The sequence below is a fragment of the Ketogulonicigenium vulgare WSH-001 genome, from assembly GCF_000223375.1.
Classification (GTDB): domain Bacteria; phylum Pseudomonadota; class Alphaproteobacteria; order Rhodobacterales; family Rhodobacteraceae; genus Ketogulonicigenium; species Ketogulonicigenium vulgare.
The window spans coordinates 1,889,065-1,912,349 of the sequence record NC_017384.1; the positions used below are offsets into that span (position 1 = coordinate 1,889,065).

Below are 23,285 nucleotides of genomic sequence, written 5' to 3' on the forward strand. Positions count from 1 at the left end.
AGAAAACTAGGCTTTGTCGCGCCAGCGGTTCACGATCGGATAGCGACGATCCAGCCACAGCGCGCGGCGCGACAGTTTCACGCCCGGCGCGGATTGAAAGCGTTTGTATTCGCTGATCGCGACCAGATGTTCGACCCGTTTCACTGTCTCGCGGTTATAACCCGCCGCGACGCAATCGGCGACCGAGGCGTCGCGATCCACCATCAGATCCAAAATCGCATCCAGCACCGGATAAGGCGGCAGCGAATCCTCGTCTTTTTGATCGGGGCGCAGCTCGGCACTGGGGGGTTTGGTGATGATACGGGTGGGGATCACCTCGCCTGCGGGGCCGGCCATCCAGTCGAAATGGTTGGCGTTACGCCACGCGGCCACGGCAAAGACGCGGGTTTTATACAGGTCTTTGATCGGGTTATAGCCGCCGTTCATATCGCCATAGATCGTGGCATAACCCACGCACATTTCGCTTTTGTTACCGGTGGTTAGCAGCATCTCGCCGAATTTGTTCGACTGCGCCATCAGCAGCAGGCCGCGCATACGGGACTGGATGTTCTCCTCGGTCAGATCGGCGTCATGGCCCGCAAACAGCGGTGCCAGCGCCGCCTCGGCCGCCGCGACCGGCCCTGCGATCTCGACCGTATCGAGTTTGATCCCCAGCGCGCGGGCGCAGACTTCGGCATCCTCGAGGCTGTGATCGGATGTATAGCGCGAGGGCAGCATGACGCCGCGCACGTTTTCTGCGCCGAGGGCATCCACCGCAATCGCCGCAACCAGCGCGGAATCAATGCCGCCCGACAGCCCGAGCAGCACGCGCGAGAAGCCGGATTTGCGCACGTAATCGCGCAGCGCGGTCGTCATCGCCTGATAGTCCAGCGCATGTTCATCGGGCACATGCGCCAGCGTGCTGCGCTGCGGCTGCCAGCCGCCGGTCTCGCAGCGGGTAAAGTCGATATGGCTGACGGTCTCGGTAAAGAACGGCAGTTGCGCGGCAAGTCCGCCGCCATGCCCCAGCACGAACGAGCCGCCGTCGAACACCTGATCATCCTGCCCGCCGACCATGTTCAGATAGACCAGCGGCAGATCGTTTTCCGTCACGCGCGAGACCATGCGCTGCACGCGCACATCATATTTGCCCCGCGAATAGGGCGAGCCGTTGGGGACGACCAAAATCTCGGCCCCTGATTCGGCCATCGCCTCGGCGACATCGGGGAACCAGGCGTCTTCGCAAATCGGCAGGCCAATGCGCGGGCCACCTTCAAAGGCGACAGGGCCGGAAATCGGGCCAGCGGCGAAATAGCGCCGCTCGTCAAAGACGCCGTAATTGGGCAGTTCATGCTTGCGCACCATCGCCTGCACCTTGCCGCCGGACAAGATCGCATAGGCGTTGAACAGCTCATCCCCCTCGCGCCATGGCAGGCCGATGCCAAGGGCCGGGCCGCCATCGGTATCGCGCGCAAGCTGCGCCAGCGCCGCTGCCGCATCGCGTTGAAATGCAGGGCGCAGCACCAGATCCTGTGCCTGATAGCCGATCAGGAACATCTCGGGCAGGACGATGAAATCGCTGCCAGCAGCGCGGGCGTCATGGAAAACGCGGCGCGCACGCGCGGCATTTGCCTCGATATCCCCCACGACCGGATTAAGCTGAGCCAGCGTCAGGCGGAAAGTCTCGCCCATAGTCACACCCTCTAGTTTGCAGCATCTTGTCCAAGGGTTTACCAGATCGCGGGCCGAGGGAAAGCGCGATCAATTTTCGCCGATCCCCGCCCGTGCCCTGCTGGAAAAGTTGTCAGGCCAGCGCGAGGCAGATACTGTCGCCGCAATGCCCCTAATGACGGAAATCCAGATGCCTCGCCCCGCCCTGCGTATTTTGACCCTGATCGGCGGCCTTGTTGGCGGTGCGGTTGCCATGCAGGCCGTCGCCCAAGGGGTCGAGGTCAAGCAATATGCCAATGGCGGCATCTATGAGGGTCAATTCCTGAATGGCCGCCAGCACGGTCAGGGCAGTTACCGTTTGCCGAACGGTTACGAATATACCGGCCAGTGGTTCGAAGGCGAGATCCGCGGGATCGGGCGCGCGACCTTTCCTGGCGGCGATATTTACGAGGGCAGCTTTTCAGCCGGCAAGCCCGAGGGCACCGGCACCATCACCTATGCCGATGGCAGCAGCTATACCGGTGAATGGGTCGATGGGCGCCTGCATGGCACCGGCACACTGACCTATGCCGATGGCAGCCGGTATGAGGGCAGCTTTCAGAACAATATGCCCAGCGGCGAGGGCACGCTGACCATGCCCGACGGGTTCAGCTATGCGGGCGATTGGGTGAATGGCGTGCGCGATGGCGCAGGTCGCATCACCTATGCCGATGGCGCAACCTATGAGGGCGGCGTCGATGCGGGCCTGCCCGATGGCGAGGGCACGCTGACACAGGCCGATGGCACCACCTATACCGGCGATTGGCGCGCCGGTGCGATGACCGGTCAGGGCCAGATGCAATTGGCCAATGGCGATAGCTATACTGGTGGCTTTGCCAGTGGTTTCTTTGATGGCGAGGGCGCGCTGACCTATGCCAATGGTGATAGCTATACCGGCGGCTTTCGCGCGGGTCAGCGCAGCGGTCAGGGCCTGTTTACCGGCGCGAACGGCTATCGAGCGGAAGGCGTCTGGGCCGATGGTGCGTTGTCTGGCGTCGCGACCGTGACCTATGCCGATGGCGCGGTGCTGGTGGCGGGGTTCGAAAATGGCCAGGCCAGCGGCAGCGGCAAGATCACCTATGCCGATGGCGCCAGCTATGATGGCGAATGGGCCAATGGCACCATGTCCGGCCAAGGCACGGTCACTTTCGCCAATGGCGACAGCTATGTCGGCGCATTTGCCGATGGCCGTATGCATGGCACCGGCCGCATGACTGCGGCGGATGGTGCAAGCTATGACGGTGCCTGGGCCAATGGCTTGCGCGATGGCGAGGGCACGGCACGCTATGCCGATGGCTCGGTCTATATGGGTGGCTTTGCGGGCGGCGTTCGAAACGGTCAGGGCACGCTGACCATGGCCGACGGTTTCAACTATACCGGCTATTGGAGCGAGGGCGAGATGGACGGCCAAGGCACCGCCACCTACCCCGGCGGCGAGGTTTACGAGGGCAATTTCCGCGCCGGTCGCCGCGACGGCCATGGCCGCTTGACCTATCCCGATGGCACGGTCGAAACCGGCGAATGGCAAGATGGCGCGATGGTTGAACCGCTAGTGGTGCCACCCGCGGCTGACGCGCCCGCTGTTTCCGAATAGCGGAATTTTTTGGCGCATTGCCAAAGATTTCGCTTTCACCTGATGTTTAGCTGGTTATATTGCGCCACATGATCACTTCTGGATGCATCATTTCTGTTTTTGTGCCGGCGGATGCTGGCCTACGCGGGCTCCTCCTCCTTAGCGGCCTCTGAGCGTGCCTTTTGGCGCGACCGCTCAGAGGTATCTCCGCGCCAGATCGCCCCTTCAGAAAAATAGAAAAAAGTTGCCGTCATGCCCCAGAACCGTATCCAGAATAACTTTGCATCGGACAAAAACCGCGTCCTGATTTTCGACACCACCTTGCGTGATGGCGAGCAGTCGCCCGGCGCGACCATGACCCATGCCGAAAAGCTGGAAATCGCGCATCTGCTGGACGAGATGGGCGTCGATATCATCGAGGCGGGTTTCCCGATTGCCTCGGAAGGCGATTTTCAGGCGGTCAGCGAGATCGCAAAAATCACCAAGAACGCCACGATTTGCGGTCTGTCGCGCGCCAATATCCGCGATATCGACCGCGCGTGGGAAGCGGTGAAACACGCAGCCAGCCCGCGCATTCATACGTTCATCGGCACCTCGCCGCAGCACCGCGCCATCCCGAACCTGACCATGGATCAGATGGCCGAGCGTATCCACGAGACCGTGACCCATGCCCGCAATCTGTGCGACAATGTGCAGTGGTCGCCGATGGATGCAACGCGCACGGAACATGACTACCTGTGCCGCGTGGTGGAAATCGCGATCAAGGCGGGTGCAACCACGATCAATATCCCCGACACAGTCGGCTATACTGCGCCGCGCGAATCCGCCGATCTGATCCGCATGTTGCTGGAACGTGTGCCGGGCGCGGATGAGATCATCTTTGCGACCCATTGCCACAACGATCTGGGCATGGCGACGGCAAATTCGCTGGCGGCGGTCGAGGCGGGCGCCCGTCAGATCGAATGCACGATCAACGGTCTGGGCGAGCGCGCAGGCAATACCGCGCTGGAAGAGGTCGTGATGGCCATGCGCGTGCGCCATGACATCATGCCCTTCGACACCAAAATCGACACGACCAAGATCATGCATATCTCGCGCCGCGTGGCGACGGTTTCGGGCTTTCCGGTGCAGTTCAACAAGGCGATCGTCGGCAAGAACGCTTTTGCGCATGAATCCGGCATCCACCAAGACGGTATGCTGAAATCGGCAGATACGTTCGAGATTATGCGCCCCGCCGATATCGGTCTGGCGGGCACGTCGCTGCCTTTGGGCAAACATTCGGGCCGCGCCGCACTGCGCGCCAAAATGCGCGAGCTGGGCATCGAGATGGCCGATAACCAGCTGAACGATCTGTTCGTGCGCTTTAAGGCCTTGGCCGACCGCAAAAAGGAAGTCTATGACGACGACCTGATTGCGCTGGTGCAAGATGCCGATACGAACGAGGTGCATGACACGCTGCAGGTCAAGCGTCTGCGCGTGATCTGCGGCACCGAAGGCCCGGCCGAGGCGCTGCTGACCCTGACCGTCGACGGCGTCGACAAGGCGGCGGATGCAACCGGCGACGGCCCCGTTGATGCGGCGTTCAAAGCGATCAAGACGATTTTCCCGCATGACGCCGTGCTGCATGTCTATCAGGTCCATGCGGTGACCGAAGGGACAGATGCGCAGGCGACCGTATCCGTGCGGATCGAGGAAGACGGCCGTATCGCGACTGGCATGTCCGCCGATACCGATACGATCACCGCTTCGGTCAAGGCCTATGTGAACGGGCTGAACCGCCTGATCGAGCGGCGCAAAAAAACTGCACCCGGTGTCGATCACCGCGATGTCAGCTATAAAATGTCTGCCGAAGGCTAACGCGCGGCGAGGCTCTAGCGATCACGATGACGAAAAGGGCGCGGATCGCGCCCTTTTTCATGCGTTTTCCCTTCGCGATCAGCGCAGCTACGCCTATATCTTTGGCATGAGCATGATGACACGACGCACCGCCGCCGCCCTTGGCCTTGCCCTCGCCCTGTCTATGGGCAGCGTTTTCGCGGCAAAGGCTCAAGATGAAAGTCCCACCGCCGCTGCGATCGCCCTGTGGCAAGAGGACCGCACCCAGATCTTCGATGCCGCCGGCCTCGAAATGGCGGAACTGGCCTATATCGCACGACTTTTGGTGATTTTTGCGGATAGCCCCGCGCAGCCGCAATTCCAGCGCCAGTTGGAACTGCTGGCCGAGGACCCCGAGGCGCTGGCCCTGCGCGATGTCATGGTCATCACCGATACAACCCCTGCCGAGGCCAATGCCATCCGCCGCCAATTGCGCCCGCGCGGCTTCAGTCTGGTGCTGGTGGAAAAGGATGGGCGGGTCGAGCTGCGCAAACCCGATAGCTGGAGCCTGCGCGAGATCATAAGGTCCATCGACCGGATGCCGCTGCGTGTGCAAGAGATCAACAACGCGCTGGGTCGCGGATAGGCGCAGATCATAAAAAAGGCCACCCTTTCGGGCGGCCTTTCATCTGTCTAAGCGCGAAAGCTTAGCGGTAGCAGTTCGGCGCACCCGGTGCGACCGAGCAGCTGACGGCGCCAACAGCGCCACCGATCAGCACGCCGTTCATGACGCTTTCGCCGGTCACAGCAGCCGCTGCGCCACCGATCAGCGCGCCAGTTGCGCCACGCTCGATATCGGTGTCGCCGCAAGCAGCAAGGGTTACGGCAATCGCGGCGGCGCCGACGAATTTCACGATGTTTTTCATATCTGTCTCTCCTGCCCCGTTGGGGGATCGGTTAATGTCCTGTTGTTGCGGTTATTCTATCAAAGGCGCAACGCCTCGCAAGGCAGACATGTTCCATCAAAGCCCCGTGAACGGAATATCGCCGATCACGCAACGTTAATCAATCAGGCCTGGAAAGTTCGCGCGCAGCTTGTTTGCATCAACGCGCAGCAGGGCCTCGTAACTTTCGGGGTCAAAGGCTTCGGGTTCGGCCGGGACGACCTCGCGGCCCAGTACCCATGACAGGCGGCCTGCATCCAGATTGCCGCGCTCGAACGGCTCTTCGCCAAAGTTTTCCCACAGGGCCAGCAGAAAGCCGCGATCAGCCTCGCGGTCGGCAGGGCGACGGTCGGAAAAGCGCTCGCGCGCGGTCAGTTTGGTGGCACCGTCCTTGTGGGCGCGGCGGATGACGAATTGGAAATCCGTCCCTTGCAGCCGCCCCGGAAAGCCGCGGTGTTTAATCATATCAGAACAATCCCCATTGGCAGGCACCATCGGCGACTGCGAAACCTTCGAAAAACTGCGGCACATCGGGCGTTGCCTCGCCAAATGGCACCTCGGCGCCAGAGACAGACACGACGACCTGCGCGGGCGTCACATCATTTGCCGACAGCGCCGGCAGCGCCAGATAGGTGCAAAGCCAGGTCGCATCGGCGGTCCAGCTATCGGGCACCTCGGCCACACCTGCCAGCACAGGCGCGACAAAGCGGAACCGCGCCGCATCCTCGTCAAAGCGCACATCATAGAGTTGCACCTCGACCCCGGATGGCGCGATGACCTGCTGCGCCGATGCGCCGCTTGCCATACCTATCGCCAAAGCCAAAGCAATCCGTCGCATCATCACCCTACCCCGATGAAACCACCATAGCGTAGCCGCCCGCCAACCGCTAGGAATGAGGGCGAATCAGCCCTTTCCCCCGAGATATCCATGCCTCAGCTTCCTATTCCCGTCCAGACGATCGGGCTTTTGCTGCTGTCGAACATCTTTATGACCTTTGCGTGGTATGGCCACCTAAAGTTCAAATCCGCACCGCTGCTGGCTGTGATCGCGATCAGCTGGGGCCTCGCGCTGTTCGAATACATGCTGCAGGTGCCCGCGAACCGCATCGGCCACGGCTATTTCAACGCGGCGCAGCTGAAAACGATCCAAGAGGTGCTGACCCTTGGTATCTTTATCCTGTTTTCGATTTTCTATCTGGGCGAGCCGCTGCGCTGGAACCAACTGGTCGGCTTTGGCCTGATCCTGGTCGGCGCGTGGTTTGTCTTTCAGACATTTCCCGGCCAGCAGGGGTGAAAATGGCCAGCCGATAGGGCTGGCCATTGCATTTTAGCTTTCGGCGTATTCCGCCATCAGCTCGTCGGAGACTTCCATATTGGTGGTGACGTTTTGTACGTCATCATCATCCTCAAGCAGTTCGACCAGACGCATGACTTTTTGCAGCGTCTCAAGATCAGTGACGGGCGCGGTGGTTTGCGGCTGCCAGACAAATTTCGCCGTTTCCGACTCGCCCAGCGCAGCTTCGAGCGCGGTGGACACTTCGTTCAGCGCAGTATCGCCGCAATAGATCCAATGACCCTCGTCGTCCGACTCGACATCATCAGCCCCAGCCTCCAGCGCGGCCATCATGACGGTATCGGCGTCGCCTGCCTCGGCCTTATAGGCGATCTCGCCCTTGCGATCGAACATGAAGGCGACCGAATTGCTTTCGCCAAGGTTGCCGCCGGTCTTGGTAAAGAACGAGCGCACATTCGATGCGGTGCGGTTGCGGTTGTCGGTCAGCGCCTCGACAATCACGGCAACGCCGTTGGGGCCATAGCCCTCATAGCGGATCGCGTCATAGGTTTCCGCATCGCCGCCTTGCGATTTTTTAATCGCGCGGTCGATCACGTCCTTGGGCACCGAATTCGACTTGGCTTCCTTGACCGCCAGACGCAGGCGCGGGTTTTTATCGGGATCGGGGTCGCCCATCTTGGCGGCGACGGTGATTTCCTTGGCAAGCTTCGAGAACAGTTTCGAGCGGATCCCGTCCTGCTTGCCCTTGCGGTGCTGAATGTTAGCCCATTTGGAATGGCCGGCCATGGTTCTGCATATCCTTAGTGGAATAGATCGGCGTTTCTATATGTCAGCGGGCGCTTGTCCGACAACCCCAGCGCCTGCAAAAAGGGGTTAAAGCGGCCCGCTTTGCTGCAAACGGCCGCCTTGGCGCACCATTTCGACGCGGGTGGCGCGGCCGGTGCGGTCATCGGTTTCGACGTAAAGGCCCGACAGGGTCGCTTCTTCTTCGGCGGGGGTAAAGCGGTCACGGGGCATGCCGGTGATGAAACGGCGCAAAGGCTCGGCCTTGTCCATGCCGATGACCGAATTGTAATCGCCGCACATACCGGCATCGGTCATATAGGCGGTGCCGCCCGGCAGGATCTGCGCATCGCCCGTTGTGACATGGGTATGCGTGCCCACCACGACCGAGGCGCGGCCATCGCAGTAATGCCCAAGGCCCATCTTTTCGCTGGTCGCCTCGCAATGGACATCGATCAGGCTGGCCTGCACCAGACCGCCCAGCGGATGCGTTTTCAGCACGGTTTCCAGCGCCGAGAACGGATCATCAAAGGGCCGCTTCATAAAGACCTGCCCCAGCACTTGGGCCACCAGCACCTTGCGGCCGCCGCGCGCCTCGAACACGCGCGCGCCTTTGCCCGGCGCGACTTTGGAAAAGTTCAGCGGGCGGATGACGCGGGGCTCGGTCTCGATATATTGCAGCATATCCTTTTGGTCGAAGGCATGATCGCCCAGCGTGACCACATCGGCGCCGGCCTCAAGAAAGGTTTTGCAATGCGCGCCCGTCAGGCCCATGCCGCCCGAGGCATTCTCGCCATTGACGACGACAAAATCCAGCCGCCACGCCTCGCGCAGGCGCGGCAGGTTTTCGGTTACGGCCCGGCGCCCGGCGCGGCCAACAACATCACCAAGGAACAATATTTTCATGGCCGCCGCGTAAACCTGCTGCGCGGGCGCTGCAAGAGTTATCGTCTAAAGTCGATGATCTGCTGATCGGTGACCATCAGATCAAGGGGCTGGTCATAGGGATCAGTCGGCAGATCGTCATCCATCTGCGCCTGATAGGCAAAGCCGATGGCCACGACGGGTCCCGTCTCGCGCAGGGCCTGCAAGGTGCGGTCGTAATAACCGCCGCCATAGCCCAGACGGCGACCATCGCGCGCAAAGGCCAGCATCGGCAGCACCACGACATCCGGTCGCAGGAAATCGCCATGGGCAGGCTCTAATGTATTCAGCGCCCCGTCGGCCAGCGCATCGCCGGGCGTATAGGCGCGAAAGCGCAGCGGCGTTGCGGGCGCGTCGATCACCGGCAGACAGATGCGACTGCCCTGCCCTGCGGCGATACGCAGCGCGGGCATCGGGTCGATTTCCGTGCGAATGGCGACATAGCCCGAGATCACCTGCCCCGCATATTCGCCCAGCACCTGCGCCAGACGCGCGCTTGCGCGGTCGTCCGCAGCCGCATGGGCCAGTGCGCGGCGCGCGGCCGCGCGGGCGCGGCACGCGATCTTTTCATCGTCAATCGTCATAGCAGGATCACCGTCGCAAGGCCGAGGAAGGCAAAGAAGCCCACCATATCCGTGGTCGTTGTCACAAACGTGCCCGAGGCCAGCGCCGGGTCCAGCTTTAGCTTATCCAGCACGACCGGCACCAGCACGCCTGCCAGCGCCGCAACCACAAGGTTGATCAGCATCGCCAGTGCCAGCGTCAGGCCCAGCAGCGCACTGCCATAGCCGAATGTGCCGACCGCGCCCATAACGACCGCAAAGACCAAGCCATTGAGCAGCCCCACAAACATTTCACGCCGGATCACCCGCCATGCGTTGGACGCCGTCAGGTCATTCGTCGCAATCGCGCGCACCGCAACCGTCAGCGACTGCGTCCCCGCCGATCCCCCCATAGAGGCGACGACCGGCATCAACGCCGCTAGCGCCACATAGGCCGCAATGGTCTGGTCGAACAGCCCGACAATCAGCGCGGCGATATTCACCGTGATCAGGTTCACGAACAGCCAGGGGAAACGCTGTTTCACCGTTTCGAACACGCTGTCGCTGATGGTGGCGTTTTCGCCGACACCGGCCAGACGCAGCATGTCTTCGGTATGCTCCTCGTCCAGCACGATCATCGCATCGTCGATGGTGATCACGCCGACCAGCCGGTCATCGCTGTCCACCACGGGGGATGAGATCAGGTGATATTGGTTAAAGGCGCGGGCGACATCGCCTTCGTCATCATTGACGTTAAAGGTGATGAACGTCTCTTCCAGAATGTCCTTTAGCGGCGTTGCGCGCGCCGAGGACAGAATCCGGCCCAGCGTTGCCTGCCCAATGGGGCGCATACGCGGATCGACCAGCACAAGGTGATAGAACTGATCGGGCAGCGCGATATCCGAGCGCAGAAAGTCTATCGCCTCGCCCACAGTCCAATGCTCGGGCGCTTTTGCGACCTCGACCTGCATCAGGCGACCGGCGGATTCCTCGGGGTAGGCCAGTGCCTTTTCAACCGCCACCCGGTCAGAGGCGTCCAGCGCATCCAGCACCGCCTCTTGTTGCGGCGCATCCAGATATTCGACAAGGTCAACGACGTCATCGGATTCCAGATCACGCACAGCCTCGGCCAACTGATCGGGGTTCAGTTGCGCGATCACCTCGTCGCGCAGGTTTTCGTCAAGCTCCGAGAGGATCTCGCCGTCCACGCCGTTCGGCCACAGTTGCAGCAGCGCGCGGCGGTCGCGGGTGTTCAACTGCTCGATCAGGTCGGCGATATCGGCGGCGTGCAGCGGCTCCAGCGCCGCATCAATGGCCGGGGCATCATCGGCCTCGATCGCGTCCAACACCTCGTCGAACAGGCGTGTCGACAGGCCATAGCTTTCTTCGGCGTCGATGATCTTTTCGTCGTGCTGATCCATAAGCGCCTCCGTCTGCCTTTTCCACTAGCATAGACCACCGCTGCCCCGCGGCAAGGGCGGCCCAGCACTACAGCGGCGATTTACGCCGCGCGCAAAGGCACATAAACTGGCGATATGACAAAACAATTGCTTCTGGGTCAGGTGCTGTCATTTGACGGTAACCCGTTTGAAACCGAATGGACGGCCGTGGCGCACCATCGCCGCCGCGGCGCTGTGCTGCTGGAGGGCGGCGTGATCGCTGCCGTGGATGAGGCGGATAGCCTCCGCGCCCGCCACCCTGATGCGGAGGTCACCGATTATGGCGACGCGCTGATCTCGGCCGGGTTCATCGACACCCATATGCATTACCCGCAGACCGGCATTATCGCCAGCTGGGGCAAACGGCTGATCGACTGGCTGAACACCTATACCTTCCCCGAGGAGGCACGCTTTGCCGACCCCGCCTATGCCTGTGCGATGGCAAACCGCACGCTGGATCTGGCGCTGGCGCATGGCACGACGACGCTGACAAGTTTCGGCACGATCCACCCCGGCAGCGTCGATGCCTTTTTTGAGGCCGCCGCCCAGCGCGGGATGCGGGTCGTTGCGGGCAAGACCTGTATGGACCGGCCCGAGACCACGCCTGATTTCCTGCGCGACACGGCGCAATCCGCCTATGACGACAGCAAGGCGCTGCTGGACAAATGGCACGGGGTGGGCCGCGCGCTTTATGCGATCACGCCGCGCTTTTCCCCCACCTCGACCGAGGCACAGCTGCGCGCCCTTGGCGATCTGTGGCGCGAACGCCCCGAGGCGCTGATGCAGACCCATCTGTCCGAACAGGTCGACGAGGTGGAATGGGTCAAGGGTCTCTACCCGCAATCGCGTGATTATCTGGATACTTACGAGGCCTTTGGTCTGCTGGGCGAAGGCGCGATCTATGGCCATGCGATTCACCTGACGGGGCGCGAGATTGCGCGGCTGCGTGATGCTGGCGCATCGCTGGCGCATTGCCCGACCTCGAACACGGTGCTGGGGTCTGGGCTGTTCGATTTGCCGGGGCTCGCGGGCAAGATCCGCGTCGGCATTGCGACGGATACGGCGGGCGGCAACAGTTTTTCCATGCTGCGCGTCATGGCCGCAACCTATGAGATCGCGCAACTGCGCGGCACAGCTATTCACCCTGCGCAACTCATGTGGCTCGCCACCGAAGGCGGCGCCCGCGCCCTGCGGCAAGAGGGGCGGATCGGTCACCTAGGCGTGGGGGCCGAGGCGGATCTGGTGATCCTCGACCTCGCCTCGACCCCCGCCATCGCCCAGCGCAGCGCGCGCGCCGCAGATTTCTGGGAGGCGCTATTCCCGACACTGCTGATGGGCGATGACCGCGCGGTGCGGGATGTGTGGGTGAACGGGGCGCGGATGGCCGCGCGGGCAGGATAGGTTCCGGCAAGCTCTGCGTCGGTCAGCGGCCGTTCGGCTTGATCAAGCGCAAGCGATATTTCAGTGCATAGCCCGCATCTTGGATCATGTGCCTGTGCACTCAACGCTACTCCGGCGCAGGGCCGCGTTCGATAAAGGTCGACAGCGTGATATAGCTGCGGACGGATCGCACGCCCTCGAGGCTTTGGATTTCCATCAGGAAGCTTTCCAGCCCTTCGGTATCGACGGCGCGGACTTTGATCAGGACACAGCCGTCGCCCGCGACGGTGTGCAGCTCCTCGACCTCGGGGCGGTCGGTGAATTTCAGCAGCTTGCGCGTGGCGCTATAGCTGCTGGTATCGACCACCAGAAAGGTCAACAGCGTCCGGCCCAGCTTGCAGCCATCCAGTACCGCCACCGTCGATTTGATGACGCCGTCACGTTTGAGGCGCTTCACCCGGTCATGCACCGCAGGCGCCGACAGATTCACCACCCGGCTGAGTTCGGCATAAGAGGATGAGGCATCCACCGCCAAAGCGCCTAATATTTTTCGGTCAATCGCATCAAGATCGGCCGGGCGATGACGGATCTGCCGAATACTGTCTGTTTCTTGATGATCCACGCTCATCACGCTTTCCATTCCTAACATGATCTCTCATATCGAGGATAACGCCGAATGATATTCGGCTGCAATCTATACTTATTCGGAGAGATTTCATGCCAGTTGCGCTATTCGCGCTGGCGATTGGCGCATTCGGCATTGGTCTGACCGAATTCGTCGTCGCCGGCATCCTGCCCCAGATCGCTGCAGATTTCGGCGTCGATATTCCCCAAGCCGGTCTGATGGCGACCACCTATGCGCTGGGGGTCTTTGTCGGCGCGCCGATCCTGACCGTGCTGGGCGCGCGGGTGCCGCGCAAGGCGCTGCTGATCGGCCTCGCGCTGATCTTCACGCTGGGCAATATCGTGACCGCGCTGGCGCCAACGCTGCCCATGGCGCTGGCGGGGCGCATCCTGACCGCGTTCAACCACGGCACGTTCTTTGGCGTCGGCTCGATCATCGCGGCGTCGCTGGTGGCGCGGGACAAACAGGCCAGCGCGATTGCATTCATGTTTTCGGGGCTGACCTTGGCCAATCTGGTGGGCGTCCCGGCGGGCACATGGCTGGCCCAAGCCTTTGATTGGCGGTTGGTATTTTGGCTGTCGGCGGCGATTGGCGTCGTGACCATGACCAGCATCGCGCTGTGGGTGCCGCGCATTGCGGGCGGCAAGGCGATCGCGCTGCGGTCCGAGCTGCGCGCCTTTATCGACCCGCAAGTGCTGCTGGCGATGGGGATCACGGTCTTTGGCCCCGCGGCCTTCTTCACCTCGATCACTTATATCGCGCCGATGATGATCCATGAGGCGGGCTTTTCCGATGCGGGCGTGACGCGGATCATGGTGCTGTTCGGGCTGGGTCTGGCGGTTGGCAACTGGCTGGGCGGGCGGTTCGCGGACCGGTCGCTGTTTGGCACGCTGTTCGTGACGCTGGCCGCGCAGGCGCTGGTGCTGCTGGTGTTCTGGCTGAATGTCGGCAGCGGCGTCATTGCATCGGCCTCGGTCTTTTTCATGGCCGCCTTTGGCTTTGCCACGGTTGCACCGATCCAAAAGCTGGTGATGGATCGCGCCAGTGCTGCGGGCGCACCGACGATGGCCGCATCGGTGAATATCGGCATGTTCAATCTGGGCAATGCGATGGGCGCATGGGTCGGCGGCGCGACCATCGCGGCGGGCTTTGGCTTTGCCGCGCCCAACTGGGCGGGGGCGATCCTGTCACTGATCGCGCTGGGGCTGGCGTTTATCGCCTGGGCCAGCAGCGCAACAGGGCGGATGGCGCAGCAGGTGCGTTAAGCTTGCGCAGGGCGTTGCTTTCTTCGACAGTGGTCGCTGAACGCATCCCTGCCGAGAGACATAATGGACTGGATCGCCCGCCGCAGTGGCTTTGGAAAACGCGAAGGCGATTATCGGACGGATGGCGATATCGACTATGGTCGGATCGTCCATTCCGCCGCCTTTCGGCGGCTGCAGGGCAAGACACAAATCCTGTCGCTGGGCGATAGCGATTTTTACCGCACCCGCCTGACCCATTCGCTGGAGGTGGCGCAAATCGCCACTGGTCTGATGCGCACCTTGAATGCGCACGATCCTGACCATCCCGCCGTGCCGCATCTGCCCGATCAGAGCATGATCATGGCGATCAGCAGCGCCCATGATCTGGGGCATCCGCCCTTTGGTCACGGCGGCGAGGTTGCGCTGAACTATGCGATGCGGGACGCAGGCGGGTTCGAGGGCAACGGCCAGACCCTGCGCATCCTGACGCGGCTCGAGAGTTTCTCGCAATCCCACGGCGCGGATCTGACGCGCCGCACGCTACTGGGCGTGTTGAAATACCCTGCCGCCCTGCCGGTGCTGCAAAACCCCCTTTTGGTGCCCGCGCTGAAAAGCGGGCCGACCCTCTTCAAGACGCTGGATATCGCGGCCTGCAAACCGCCCAAGGGCTATTTCGCCGCCGAGCAAGAGGCCGTCGACTGGGTCCTTGCGCCGCTGTCGGACAGCGATCGCGCGACCTTTGGCGACTGGGTGCCAAAGCCGGGCGGCCACGGCAAAACGCTGCATAAATCCCTTGATTGCAGTATCATGGATCTGGCGGATGATATTGCCTATGGCATCCATGATTTCGAAGATGCCATCGCCCTGCACCTTGTGACGCCCGAGTTGCTACGCAGCGCGATCCGGGCAGAGCTATGGCAGGATTTCATGGCGGGCCGGCGCGATGCGGATAAAAAAGAGAAAAGCAACGATCCCTATGGCGATCTGATCGCACAGCTTTTTGGCGCGGGAAACACGCGCAAAAAGATCATCGGCGCCCTTGTCGGCTATCTGGTGCGGCCCATCGCCTTTGTCGAAAAGGCGGCGTTTACCGCGCCGCTGCTGCGCTGGAATGTCGGCCTGCCGGATGCGCAGAGCAAACTCCTGGCGGCGCTAAAGGATTTTGTTTTCCAGCAGGTGATCGACAGCCCGAATGTCCAGCACCTTGAATTCAAAGGCCAGCAGATGGTCGTCACCGTATGCGAGGCGCTGCAATCTGACCCCAAGCGCCTGCTGCCACCTGACGCCTATGCCCGCTATCGCGCCGCAGCTGATGATCCGCGCGTGATTTGCGACCACGTGGCCGCAATGACCGATCTGCATCTGATGAAAACCTATGAGCGACTGTTCTCGCCGCGCATGGGGTCGGTGTTCGACAGGCTATAAAGTCTGCGAAAGGATCGCCAAAGCCTCGGCATGAACCTCTGCATTCGCGGCGGCCAGTACACGGCCACCGTTCCAAGCGGGACCGCCTTGCCAATCGGTGACAATGCCGCCCGCCCCCTCGATCACCGCAATGGGTCCTTGGACATCATAAGATTGCAGACCCGCCTCGATCACCAGATCGATCTGACCCGCCGCCAGCATGGCATAGGCATAGCAATCCATGCCGTAACGGGTCAGACGCGCCTGCGCGGCGACGGTGTGAAAGGCGGCGGCCTCGGTGGGGGTGCCAACCTCGGGGTAGGTCGTCATGACGATGGCATCAGACAGGGCGCGGGCGGCTCGGGTCTGCAGCGCGCTGGTGCCTTGCGGGCCGACGCATTCAGCGCGGCCAAAGCCGCCTGCGAAACGCTCGCCAATATAGGGTTGGTCAATCAGGCCGAACAGCGGGCCTTGGTCATCGGATACTGCGACCAACACACCCCAGGTCGGCGCACCGGCGATATAGGCACGGGTGCCGTCGATGGGGTCCAACACCCAAGTCAGCCCGCTATTGCCCGGCTGATGGCCGAATTCTTCGCCCAAGATCGCGTCATCCGGACGCTCGCGCGCCAAGATCGCGCGCATGGCCATTTCGCTTTCACGGTCGGCGATGGTGACCGGATCAAAGGCGACACCCTTTGCCGGGCCTTTGTTATCCGCCGCAATCCCGCGCCGGAAATGTTGCAATGTCACAGGCCGGGCGGCATCGGCCAGCAGATGCGCAACACGGCGCAGATCAGCGGCAAGCGCAGGCGATACTCTGGTCATCGGACGGCCCCTTATATGGTGGCCCACCCGTAACCCAAGCCTGCGGTTGCGATCAAGCCGCGTCGGACAAAACCCGCGCCAATTCAAAGATGTGGCGGCGCTGATCTTCGGGGATGGCGTAATACGAGCGCAGCAGCTCCATCGCCTCGCGGCCCCATAGCTCTTCGTTCAGAGTGCTATCCTCGGTCGCGGCGGCGTTCATGCCCTCGTAGAAATAAGAGATCGATGTGCCCAGCGCATGGGCGATCTCCCACAGCCGTGAGGCGCTGACGCGATTGGCGCCGGTTTCATACTTTTGGATCTGCTGGAATTTGATCCCAACATGTTCGGCCAGCTGCTGCTGGGTCATCCCGATCAGCCACCGCCGTTGCCGGATGCGTTTCCCAACATAGACATCAACCGTATGCGCCATCTGCATCCCCTGTCACCCATGCAACCGCCGCGTGTCCACCCTGTCCAGCGTCGGATCAAAGGGCAGGTCTTGCGACCGATCTCTGGTGCTATTTGACACTTGGTCAGGGGGGCCGTCACCCTATCCTTTTGTATAGGCTGAACTGTATTTTTAGAGGATTTTGCGCAAAAATCGCCCATGTTTTAGGCGATTTAGCGCATATTTCTTAGCGAGCTAAGGGCTTTGCGCGGGAATCACATCGCGCGATAGGCACGGCGGATCAGATCGACCATGGCCATAACACTGGCACTTTCGCCATGCACGGCATGGTAGAGATTGATGTTGAACGCACGCAGATCAGGCAGTCCACCGTCATGGGGGATCCGCTCAAGATGGGGCGGCTCGGCCCCGGCGATATAGGTGTGGATCGCCAGATCGGCACTGACCGTCGCCTCGATCGTGCGGGTGGATTCGCTGTTCACAACCATCTGCCAATCGATGCCCGCCTCATCCAGCCGCCGCTGCACGAACGAGCGAAAGATACAGGCGCGCTCGAACGCCAGCGGCAGCGGACGCTTGCGCCAAGCGGCACCGCCCGGCGCGCCGACCCAGATCAACTCGCGCTGCGCCAGCGTCTCGCCGCCCTCGCCCAGCTCGTCCTCGGTGGTCAGCATCACGTCGATCTCGCCGCGGCGGAATTGCTCTTTCAGCATCAGGGTGAACGAGGAAATCAGATGCACCTGCACCAGTGGGAAATCGCGGGCGAATTGCTGCAAGATGCGGGGAATGACCGGATAGATCACATCCTGCGGTACGCCGAGGGTCACCTCACCCTCATAGCCGCGCGCGTTCAGACGGGCGTAGACCTCGTCGTTCAGCACCATCATCCGGCGCGCATAGGACAAAAGCTGATCCCCCGCCCCCGTCAGCGCAAGGCCGCGCCCCGCCCGTTCAAACAAAGCAACGCCGATGCTTTCTTCCAGCCGTTTCAACTGCATCGAGACCGCGGATTGCGTCAGATTGAGCAGCCCCGCCGCCCGCGTCACACCGCCATTTTCCGCCACGGCAACAAAGGACCGCAGGGCCGTCAGATCAAGGGTGCGCGACACATCAAGATTCCTGATTTAATACCTGACAAACATTCATTTTATTTATGCAAATTACCGCGTTAGAGCAAGCCTGCGGAATACGCCGCAGATGTTATTCACAAAGGAAAAGACCATGTCCCGCCTTGTTGCACTCACCAGCCCCGTCACCGCCCGCGTCAGCTTGATTGCACGCTTGGCGTTTGCGCTGCGTGTCCGCCAAGAGCGCCGCCATCTTGTCCAGTTGGATGACCATCTGCTGAAGGATCTGGGCCTGTCGCGTGACGAAGTGCAGGCCGAGGCAGGTCGCAAGTTGTGGGACACGCCTAAACGCTGAGGCGCGAATCGTTCGCAACTGCGAAACCCAGATGTGAAACAGCCGTGCCGCCCCAAAAGGGCGGCATTTTTGCACGAACACCCGGAATTCATGGTTAATTGTGAAAAATCTGGGGGGTTAGACCTGTTATTCTTGAAATAGGGCCGCGCATCCACGATATTCAGTCCTGACGGCGCGAGCTCCTGCACAGGACCCGCGCCAATCATGTTGACTGTATTCGCTGGAGGACTCTATGGCGCAATTTGACACGATCCGCAGTTCGGCCGGGGTTCGCGCCGGTGCGATCGACCAGGGCCTGAAAGCCCATATGAACAAAGTTTACGGCACCATGTCGATTGGCATGGTCATCACCGCACTGGCCGCTTGGGCTGTGTCGGGCCTTGCCGTGACCACCGACCCCAATGCTGCTGCCGCGCAAATGGGCAGCCGCTATCTGACTGATTTTGGTTACGCGCTGTATGCCTCGCCCCTGAAATGGGTGATCATGCTGCTGCCGATCGGCATGGTTTTCGCCTTTGGCGCGCTGATCAACCGCGTCTCGGCGGCTGGTGCGCAGCTGTTCTTCTATGTCTATGCCGCCGCCATGGGCCTGTCGCTCAGCTCGATCTTTCTGATCTACACGGGCACCTCGATCGTTCAGGTCTTTTTGATCACCGCAATCGCTTTTGCGGCGCTGTCGCTGTATGGCTACACGACCAAGCGTGACATCTCGGGTTGGGGCACGTTCCTGATCATGGGTCTGGTCGGCCTGCTGGTCGCAATGATCGTGAACATCTTTATCGGCTCGGGCCCGCTGGCAATGGCGATCTCGGTTCTGGGTGTGCTGCTGTTCGCTGGCTTGACCGCCTATGACACGCAAAACATCAAGAATACCTACATTCAGCACGCCGTCACCGGCGACAGCGAATGGCTGGGTAAGGCTGCGATCATGGGCGCGCTGAGCCTGTATCTGGACTTCATCAACATGTTCGTCATGTTGCTGCAACTGTTCGGCAACCGTCAGGAATAATCCTGACGGCCACCAAGACAAAAGGCCGGGCCATCGCCCGGCCTTTTTCGTTTTACCGCAGGCCTGTTACCGCAGGCTTGCGGCGTAACCCGCCAGATAGTCGGCGAGCTGCTTGCGCACGGCGTCGTCGGTCAGGTTCAGATCCGCATCGAACACATTGCCCGCGCGCGACACCATCAGACGCGCGTCATGCCATGGCCGCATCCCCAGCGACCGCATCACCGGCGCCCAATGCGCCTGTGCCAGCACCGTGCCAAAGCCGCCGGGCGAGGCGCCGATCACCGCCACAGGTTTCCCCTTGAACGCGGCCAGTCCCTTGCCCCGCGACATCCAATCCAAGGTGTTTTTCAGCACGCCGGGAATGCTGCCATTGTATTCGGGACTGACCAGCAGCAGGCCATCGGCTGCCGCCAATTGCCCCTGCAGTGCCACGACCTGCGCGGGCAGCCCCTCGGCCTCTTCCAGATCCCCGTCGTAAAGGGGCACGCCATGCATATCGCCGATGTCCAGCGTGGTGCCCTCGGGCGTCTCGGCGAGAGCCGCGCGCAGCAGCGCGGCATTGAATGACGCCGCCCGCAGGCTGCCTGCAATGGCCAGAATGCGTGTCATGGTGGTTCCTCTCGTCCTTTGGTCAAGTTGCGCCTAAGATGGCGAAAACCCCAATGCGCGTGAAGGAGATTTGCAATGCATGGCGAATATAAAGTTCCAGGTGGAAAGCTGGTCATTGCCGATGTTGAACAGGTGGACGGCAAACTGGCCGATGTGCGCATTTCGGGCGACTTCTTTCTAGAGCCGGCAGAGGCGTTGGACGATATCCTTGCCGCGCTGAACGGCCTGCCCGCGGATCTCTCGCCGGCCGAGACCACCGCCGCCATTACCGCGGGCCTGCGCCCCGGCACGCAACTCGTGGGATTTACCGCCGCCGACATCACCACCGCCGTGCGCCGCGCCCTGGGCCTGAGCAAAACCTGGCGCGATTTTGACTGGCAGATCATCGATGGCGCCCCCGAAAGCCCCGCCATGCATCTGGCGCTGGACGAGGTGCTGGCGCGCGAAGTTGCCGCCGGGCGCCGCGCACCGACGCTGCGATTCTGGCAATGGGATCGCCCCGCCATCATCATCGGCAATTTCCAATCGCTCTCGAACGAGGTTGATCTGGAGGCCGCCCAATCCCATGGCATCCAAACCGTCCGCCGCGTCACCGGCGGCGGCGCGATGTTCGTCGAGCCGGGGTCCGCCATCACCTATTCGCTTTACGCGCCCGAATCTTTGGTCGCCGATATGGATTTCGCCGCCTCTTACGCCTTCCTTGATATGTGGGTCATCAAGGCCCTGAACGAATTGGGCGTGGATGCGGTCTATAAACCGCTGAATGATATCGCCAGTTCAAAGGGCAAAATCGGCGGTGCGGCGCAAAAGCGGTTTGCGGGCGGCGTCGTGCTGCACCATGCCACCATGTCCTATGATGTTGATGTGAATAAGATGTTCCAGGTCTTGCGCATCGGCCGCGAAAAGCTGTCGGACAAGGGAATCACCAGCGCGCAAAAGCGCGTCGATCCCGTGCGCAGCCAGACGGGCCTGCCGCGCGATGAAGTGATCACACGGATGAAGGCGACCTTTACCGACCTGAACGGAGGCAGCACCGGCGCGATCACAGCAGATGAACGCCGCGCCGCCGAGGCGCTGGCCAGCAGCAAATTCGAAGATCCGCAGTGGCTGCGACATGTTCCCTGATCGGCCCCGTCACCGCGGATAATGCCAGCTAAAACAGCGACATCTGCGCGCATCTGCATTTTTGCGCGCAGACCCGCTTGACGGCCCGCCCGCGCCGGACAATAAGGGCGCACCAAAACCGGCGGTCGTGATTGCAGGTTTTGTGACAGGTGCGGGCGTGGCGAAATTGGCAGACGCAGCAGATTTAGGTTCTGCCGCCGAGAGGCGTGGGGGTTCAAGTCCCTCCGCCCGCACCATTTTAACGCTTTTGGCGGCATGTTTTCATTTCGCACTATTTTTGCGCAAATATGCCTAAAAATTAGTCACGCCCCTCTGAAACACGCGCCTTTTAACGCCCAAAATGCTGCCACCAATTGAGGCGGCTCTGCCCTTGTGGTTTTCGATGAGAAGCAAGTCCAGACGGGAGCCGACCATGAAAAAGATCGAGGCGATCATCAAGCCATTCAAGCTCGATGAGGTTAAGGAAGCGCTTCAAGACATCGGGGTCCAAGGGCTTTCTGTCGCTGAAGTCAAAGGGTTCGGCCGCCAAAAAGGGCATACCGAGCTTTACCGTGGGGCCGAATATGTCGTCGACTTCCTGCCCAAGGTAAAGATCGAAGTGGTACTGCCCGACGAGCAGGTCGAAGCCGCCATCGGCGCGATCATCACCGCTGCAAAAACGGACAAAATCGGCGACGGTAAAATTTTCGTCTCGCCCGTCGAACAGGCCATTCGCATCCGCACTGGCGAATCCGGCGACGACGCGCTCTAACTATCGGCATTGCCGAGGCACGCAATAAGCCTCGGGATATATCTTCCGAAAGGATATCGAAGATGACCACTTACAAGCTTCTGGAACTGATCAAGGAAGAGGATGCCGCCTATGTCGACATTCGCTTTACTGATCCCAAAGGCAAATTGCAGCACGTAACCGTCGTTGCCGATCTGGTCGACGAAGACTTCATCGAAGAAGGCTTCATGTTCGACGGCTCGTCCATCGCTGGCTGGAAGTCGATTGACCAGTCCGACATGAAGCTGATGGCCGACAGCGACAGCGCCTATGTCGACCCCTTCTATGCGGAAAAGACGATTGCAGTGCACTGCAACGTGGTCGAGCCCGACACCGGCGAAGCCTATGCGCGCGACCCCCGTTCGATCGCTTTGAAGGCCGAGGCCTACCTGAAGTCTTCGGGTATCGGCGATGCTTTCTACTGCGGTCCGGAAGCTGAATTCTTCCTGTTCGACGACGTCCGCTATTCGGTTTCGATGAACAAAGTTTCGTTCGAAGTTGATGGCGTTGATGCCGCGTGGAACAGCGACACGAAATACGAAGCTGGCAACATGGGCCACCGCCCGGGCGTCAAGGGCGGCTATTTCCCCGTGAACCCGATCGACGATGCGCAAGATCTGCGCAGCGAAATGCTGTCGACCATGAAGCGCATCGGCATCAAAGTCGACAAGCACCACCACGAAGTGGCCTCGTCGCAGCACGAGCTGGGCATGATTTTCGGCGGCCTGACCGAGCAAGCCGACAACATCCAGAAATACAAATACATCATTCACAACGTTGCCCATGCCTATGGCAAATCGGCAACCTTTATGCCCAAGCCGATCGCTGGCGATAACGGTTCGGGCATGCATGTGAACATGTCGATCTGGAAAGACGGCAAGCCGCTGTTCGCGGGCGACAAATACGCCGACCTCAGCCAAGAGGCGCTGTATTTCATCGGTGGTATCCTGAAGCACGCGAAAGCGCTGAACGCGATCACCAACCCCTCGACCAACTCGTACAAGCGCCTGATCCCGGGTTTTGAAGCCCCCGTTCTGCGCGCCTATTCGGCCCGTAACCGCTCGGGTTGCGTCCGTATTCCGTGGTCGGAGTCGCCCAAAGCCAAGCGCGTCGAAGCCCGCTTCCCCGATCCGTCGGCGAACCCCTATCTGGCTTTCGCAGCTCTGCTGATGGCTGGCCTTGACGGCATCAAGAACAAGATCGACCCGGGCGCAGCTTCGGACAAGGATCTGTACGATCTGCCGCCCGAAGAGCTGGCCGAAATCCCGACCGTTTGCGGCAGCTTGCGCGAGGCGCTGACCGAGCTGGCAGCCGACATGGACTTCCTGACCGCTGGTGACGTGTTCACCAAAGATCAGCTGGAAGCCTATATCGAACTGAAGTGGCAAGAAGTGTACGCTTACGAGCACACCCCCCACCCGGTCGAATACAAAATGTACTACAGCTGCTAATTGCGGCTTGTTTTACGGGAAAGGG

The 23,285-nt window shown here is 61.2% G+C and carries 25 protein-coding genes and 1 tRNA gene; 13 read left to right on the forward strand and 13 right to left on the reverse strand.

Annotated elements, in window-relative coordinates; translation table 11 throughout:
* Positions 1–6: 6 nt before the first annotated feature.
* Positions 7–1,671, reverse strand: a complete 1,665-nt coding sequence (locus KVU_RS09310; RefSeq protein ID WP_013384972.1) for an NAD+ synthase — start codon at positions 1,669–1,671, stop codon at positions 7–9.
* A gap of 169 nt (positions 1,672–1,840) precedes the next feature.
* Here KVU_RS09310 and KVU_RS09315 point away from each other — a divergent pair, with 169 nt between their 5' ends.
* From KVU_RS09315 to KVU_RS09325, 3 genes are all read left to right on the forward strand, one after another.
* The gene (locus KVU_RS09315) at positions 1,841–3,283 is read left to right on the forward strand and encodes a 2-isopropylmalate synthase (protein ID WP_236953093.1); all 1,443 of its coding nucleotides are present in this window, start codon (positions 1,841–1,843) and stop codon (positions 3,281–3,283) included.
* Positions 3,284–3,514: 231 nt separating this feature from the next.
* Positions 3,515–5,119 (forward strand): 2-isopropylmalate synthase, encoded by a 1,605-nt coding sequence (locus KVU_RS09320; RefSeq protein ID WP_013384974.1) that lies wholly within the window; start codon positions 3,515–3,517, stop codon positions 5,117–5,119.
* A 115-nt stretch (positions 5,120–5,234) separates the two neighbouring features.
* Positions 5,235–5,723 carry a DUF4174 domain-containing protein gene (locus KVU_RS09325; protein WP_013384975.1) on the forward strand — a complete coding sequence of 163 codons (489 nt, stop codon included), beginning with the start codon at positions 5,235–5,237 and terminating at the stop codon, positions 5,721–5,723.
* A gap of 61 nt (positions 5,724–5,784) precedes the next feature.
* On the opposite strand, the gene KVU_RS09330 is transcribed toward KVU_RS09325, so the two are convergent.
* The 3 genes from KVU_RS09330 to KVU_RS09340 form a co-directional block, all read right to left on the reverse strand.
* Positions 5,785–6,003 (reverse strand): hypothetical protein, encoded by a 219-nt coding sequence (locus tag KVU_RS09330; protein WP_013384976.1) that lies wholly within the window; start codon positions 6,001–6,003, stop codon positions 5,785–5,787.
* Positions 6,004–6,138: 135 nt separating this feature from the next.
* On the reverse strand, positions 6,139–6,486 hold the full coding sequence (locus KVU_RS09335) for a hypothetical protein (RefSeq protein WP_014537933.1): 348 nt from the start codon (positions 6,484–6,486) through the stop codon (positions 6,139–6,141).
* Between the two features lies 1 nt (position 6,487).
* Entirely contained in the window at positions 6,488–6,862 is a 375-nt protein-coding gene (locus KVU_RS09340; RefSeq protein WP_162491178.1) for a DUF6497 family protein, read from the reverse strand.
* Between the two features lie 87 nt (positions 6,863–6,949).
* Here KVU_RS09340 and KVU_RS09345 point away from each other — a divergent pair, with 87 nt between their 5' ends.
* Complete coding sequence (locus KVU_RS09345) at positions 6,950–7,315, forward strand: DMT family protein (RefSeq protein WP_013384980.1); 366 nt, start codon at positions 6,950–6,952, stop codon at positions 7,313–7,315.
* A gap of 33 nt (positions 7,316–7,348) precedes the next feature.
* Here KVU_RS09345 and KVU_RS09350 read toward each other — a convergent pair whose 3' ends face one another.
* The 4 genes from KVU_RS09350 to mgtE all read right to left on the reverse strand — a co-directional run bounded on the left by KVU_RS09350 (position 7,349) and on the right by mgtE (position 10,985).
* The gene (locus KVU_RS09350) at positions 7,349–8,101 is read right to left on the reverse strand and encodes a YebC/PmpR family DNA-binding transcriptional regulator (RefSeq protein WP_013384981.1); all 753 of its coding nucleotides are present in this window, start codon (positions 8,099–8,101) and stop codon (positions 7,349–7,351) included.
* Between the two features lie 87 nt (positions 8,102–8,188).
* Positions 8,189–9,004: a TIGR00282 family metallophosphoesterase gene (locus KVU_RS09355; protein WP_014537935.1), complete on the reverse strand. Its 816-nt coding sequence runs from the start codon at positions 9,002–9,004 to the stop codon at positions 8,189–8,191.
* Between the two features lie 38 nt (positions 9,005–9,042).
* Positions 9,043–9,606, reverse strand: coding sequence for a 5-formyltetrahydrofolate cyclo-ligase (locus KVU_RS09360; protein WP_013384984.1), 564 nt, complete (start codon positions 9,604–9,606; stop codon positions 9,043–9,045).
* On the reverse strand, positions 9,603–10,985 hold the full coding sequence (gene mgtE / locus KVU_RS09365; protein ID WP_013384985.1) for a magnesium transporter: 1,383 nt from the start codon (positions 10,983–10,985) through the stop codon (positions 9,603–9,605). The genes KVU_RS09360 and mgtE overlap by 4 nt, the downstream gene beginning before the upstream one ends.
* 114 nt (positions 10,986–11,099) lie before the next feature.
* On the opposite strand from mgtE, the gene guaD reads away from it, so the two are divergent.
* Complete coding sequence (gene guaD / locus KVU_RS09370; RefSeq protein WP_013384986.1) at positions 11,100–12,404, forward strand: guanine deaminase; 1,305 nt, start codon at positions 11,100–11,102, stop codon at positions 12,402–12,404.
* Between the two features lie 106 nt (positions 12,405–12,510).
* Here guaD and KVU_RS09375 read toward each other — a convergent pair whose 3' ends face one another.
* Entirely contained in the window at positions 12,511–13,011 is a 501-nt protein-coding gene (locus tag KVU_RS09375; protein ID WP_236953094.1) for an Lrp/AsnC family transcriptional regulator, read from the reverse strand.
* An 89-nt stretch (positions 13,012–13,100) separates the two neighbouring features.
* Between KVU_RS09375 and KVU_RS09380 the strand changes: the two genes are divergently transcribed.
* Positions 13,101–14,273 (forward strand): MFS transporter, encoded by a 1,173-nt coding sequence (locus KVU_RS09380; RefSeq protein WP_013384988.1) that lies wholly within the window; start codon positions 13,101–13,103, stop codon positions 14,271–14,273.
* A 63-nt stretch (positions 14,274–14,336) separates the two neighbouring features.
* The gene (locus tag KVU_RS09385) at positions 14,337–15,677 is read left to right on the forward strand and encodes an anti-phage deoxyguanosine triphosphatase (RefSeq protein ID WP_013384989.1); all 1,341 of its coding nucleotides are present in this window, start codon (positions 14,337–14,339) and stop codon (positions 15,675–15,677) included.
* On the opposite strand, the gene hisN is transcribed toward KVU_RS09385, so the two are convergent.
* From hisN to KVU_RS09400, 3 genes are all read right to left on the reverse strand, one after another.
* Positions 15,672–16,484, reverse strand: a complete 813-nt coding sequence (hisN, locus tag KVU_RS09390) for a histidinol-phosphatase (RefSeq protein ID WP_013384990.1) — start codon at positions 16,482–16,484, stop codon at positions 15,672–15,674. The genes KVU_RS09385 and hisN overlap by 6 nt on opposite strands.
* 52 nt (positions 16,485–16,536) lie before the next feature.
* Positions 16,537–16,896, reverse strand: a complete 360-nt coding sequence (locus KVU_RS09395; protein ID WP_013384991.1) for a helix-turn-helix domain-containing protein — start codon at positions 16,894–16,896, stop codon at positions 16,537–16,539.
* A 233-nt stretch (positions 16,897–17,129) separates the two neighbouring features.
* Positions 17,130–17,984: a LysR family transcriptional regulator gene (locus KVU_RS09400; RefSeq protein WP_060486278.1), complete on the reverse strand. Its 855-nt coding sequence runs from the start codon at positions 17,982–17,984 to the stop codon at positions 17,130–17,132.
* 112 nt (positions 17,985–18,096) lie between these two features.
* Between KVU_RS09400 and KVU_RS09405 the strand changes: the two genes are divergently transcribed.
* Together KVU_RS09405 and KVU_RS09410 are read left to right on the forward strand one after the other, a co-directional pair.
* Complete coding sequence (locus KVU_RS09405; protein WP_014537938.1) at positions 18,097–18,297, forward strand: DUF1127 domain-containing protein; 201 nt, start codon at positions 18,097–18,099, stop codon at positions 18,295–18,297.
* 232 nt (positions 18,298–18,529) lie between these two features.
* On the forward strand, positions 18,530–19,306 hold the full coding sequence (locus tag KVU_RS09410) for a Bax inhibitor-1/YccA family protein (RefSeq protein ID WP_014537939.1): 777 nt from the start codon (positions 18,530–18,532) through the stop codon (positions 19,304–19,306).
* Positions 19,307–19,372: 66 nt separating this feature from the next.
* On the opposite strand, the gene KVU_RS09415 is transcribed toward KVU_RS09410, so the two are convergent.
* Positions 19,373–19,915 carry an NADPH-dependent FMN reductase gene (locus KVU_RS09415; RefSeq protein WP_013384995.1) on the reverse strand — a complete coding sequence of 181 codons (543 nt, stop codon included), beginning with the start codon at positions 19,913–19,915 and terminating at the stop codon, positions 19,373–19,375.
* Positions 19,916–19,990: 75 nt separating this feature from the next.
* On the opposite strand from KVU_RS09415, the gene lplAB reads away from it, so the two are divergent.
* From lplAB to glnA, 4 genes are all read left to right on the forward strand, one after another.
* On the forward strand, positions 19,991–21,040 hold the full coding sequence (gene lplAB / locus KVU_RS09420) for a lipoate-protein ligase LplAB (RefSeq protein ID WP_013384996.1): 1,050 nt from the start codon (positions 19,991–19,993) through the stop codon (positions 21,038–21,040).
* Positions 21,041–21,191: 151 nt separating this feature from the next.
* A tRNA-Leu gene (locus KVU_RS09425) sits at positions 21,192–21,276 on the forward strand.
* Positions 21,277–21,452: 176 nt separating this feature from the next.
* Entirely contained in the window at positions 21,453–21,791 is a 339-nt protein-coding gene (locus KVU_RS09430; RefSeq protein WP_013384997.1) for a P-II family nitrogen regulator, read from the forward strand.
* A 62-nt stretch (positions 21,792–21,853) separates the two neighbouring features.
* On the forward strand, positions 21,854–23,260 hold the full coding sequence (gene glnA / locus KVU_RS09435) for a type I glutamate--ammonia ligase (protein ID WP_013384998.1): 1,407 nt from the start codon (positions 21,854–21,856) through the stop codon (positions 23,258–23,260).
* Positions 23,261–23,285 lie beyond the last annotated feature (25 nt).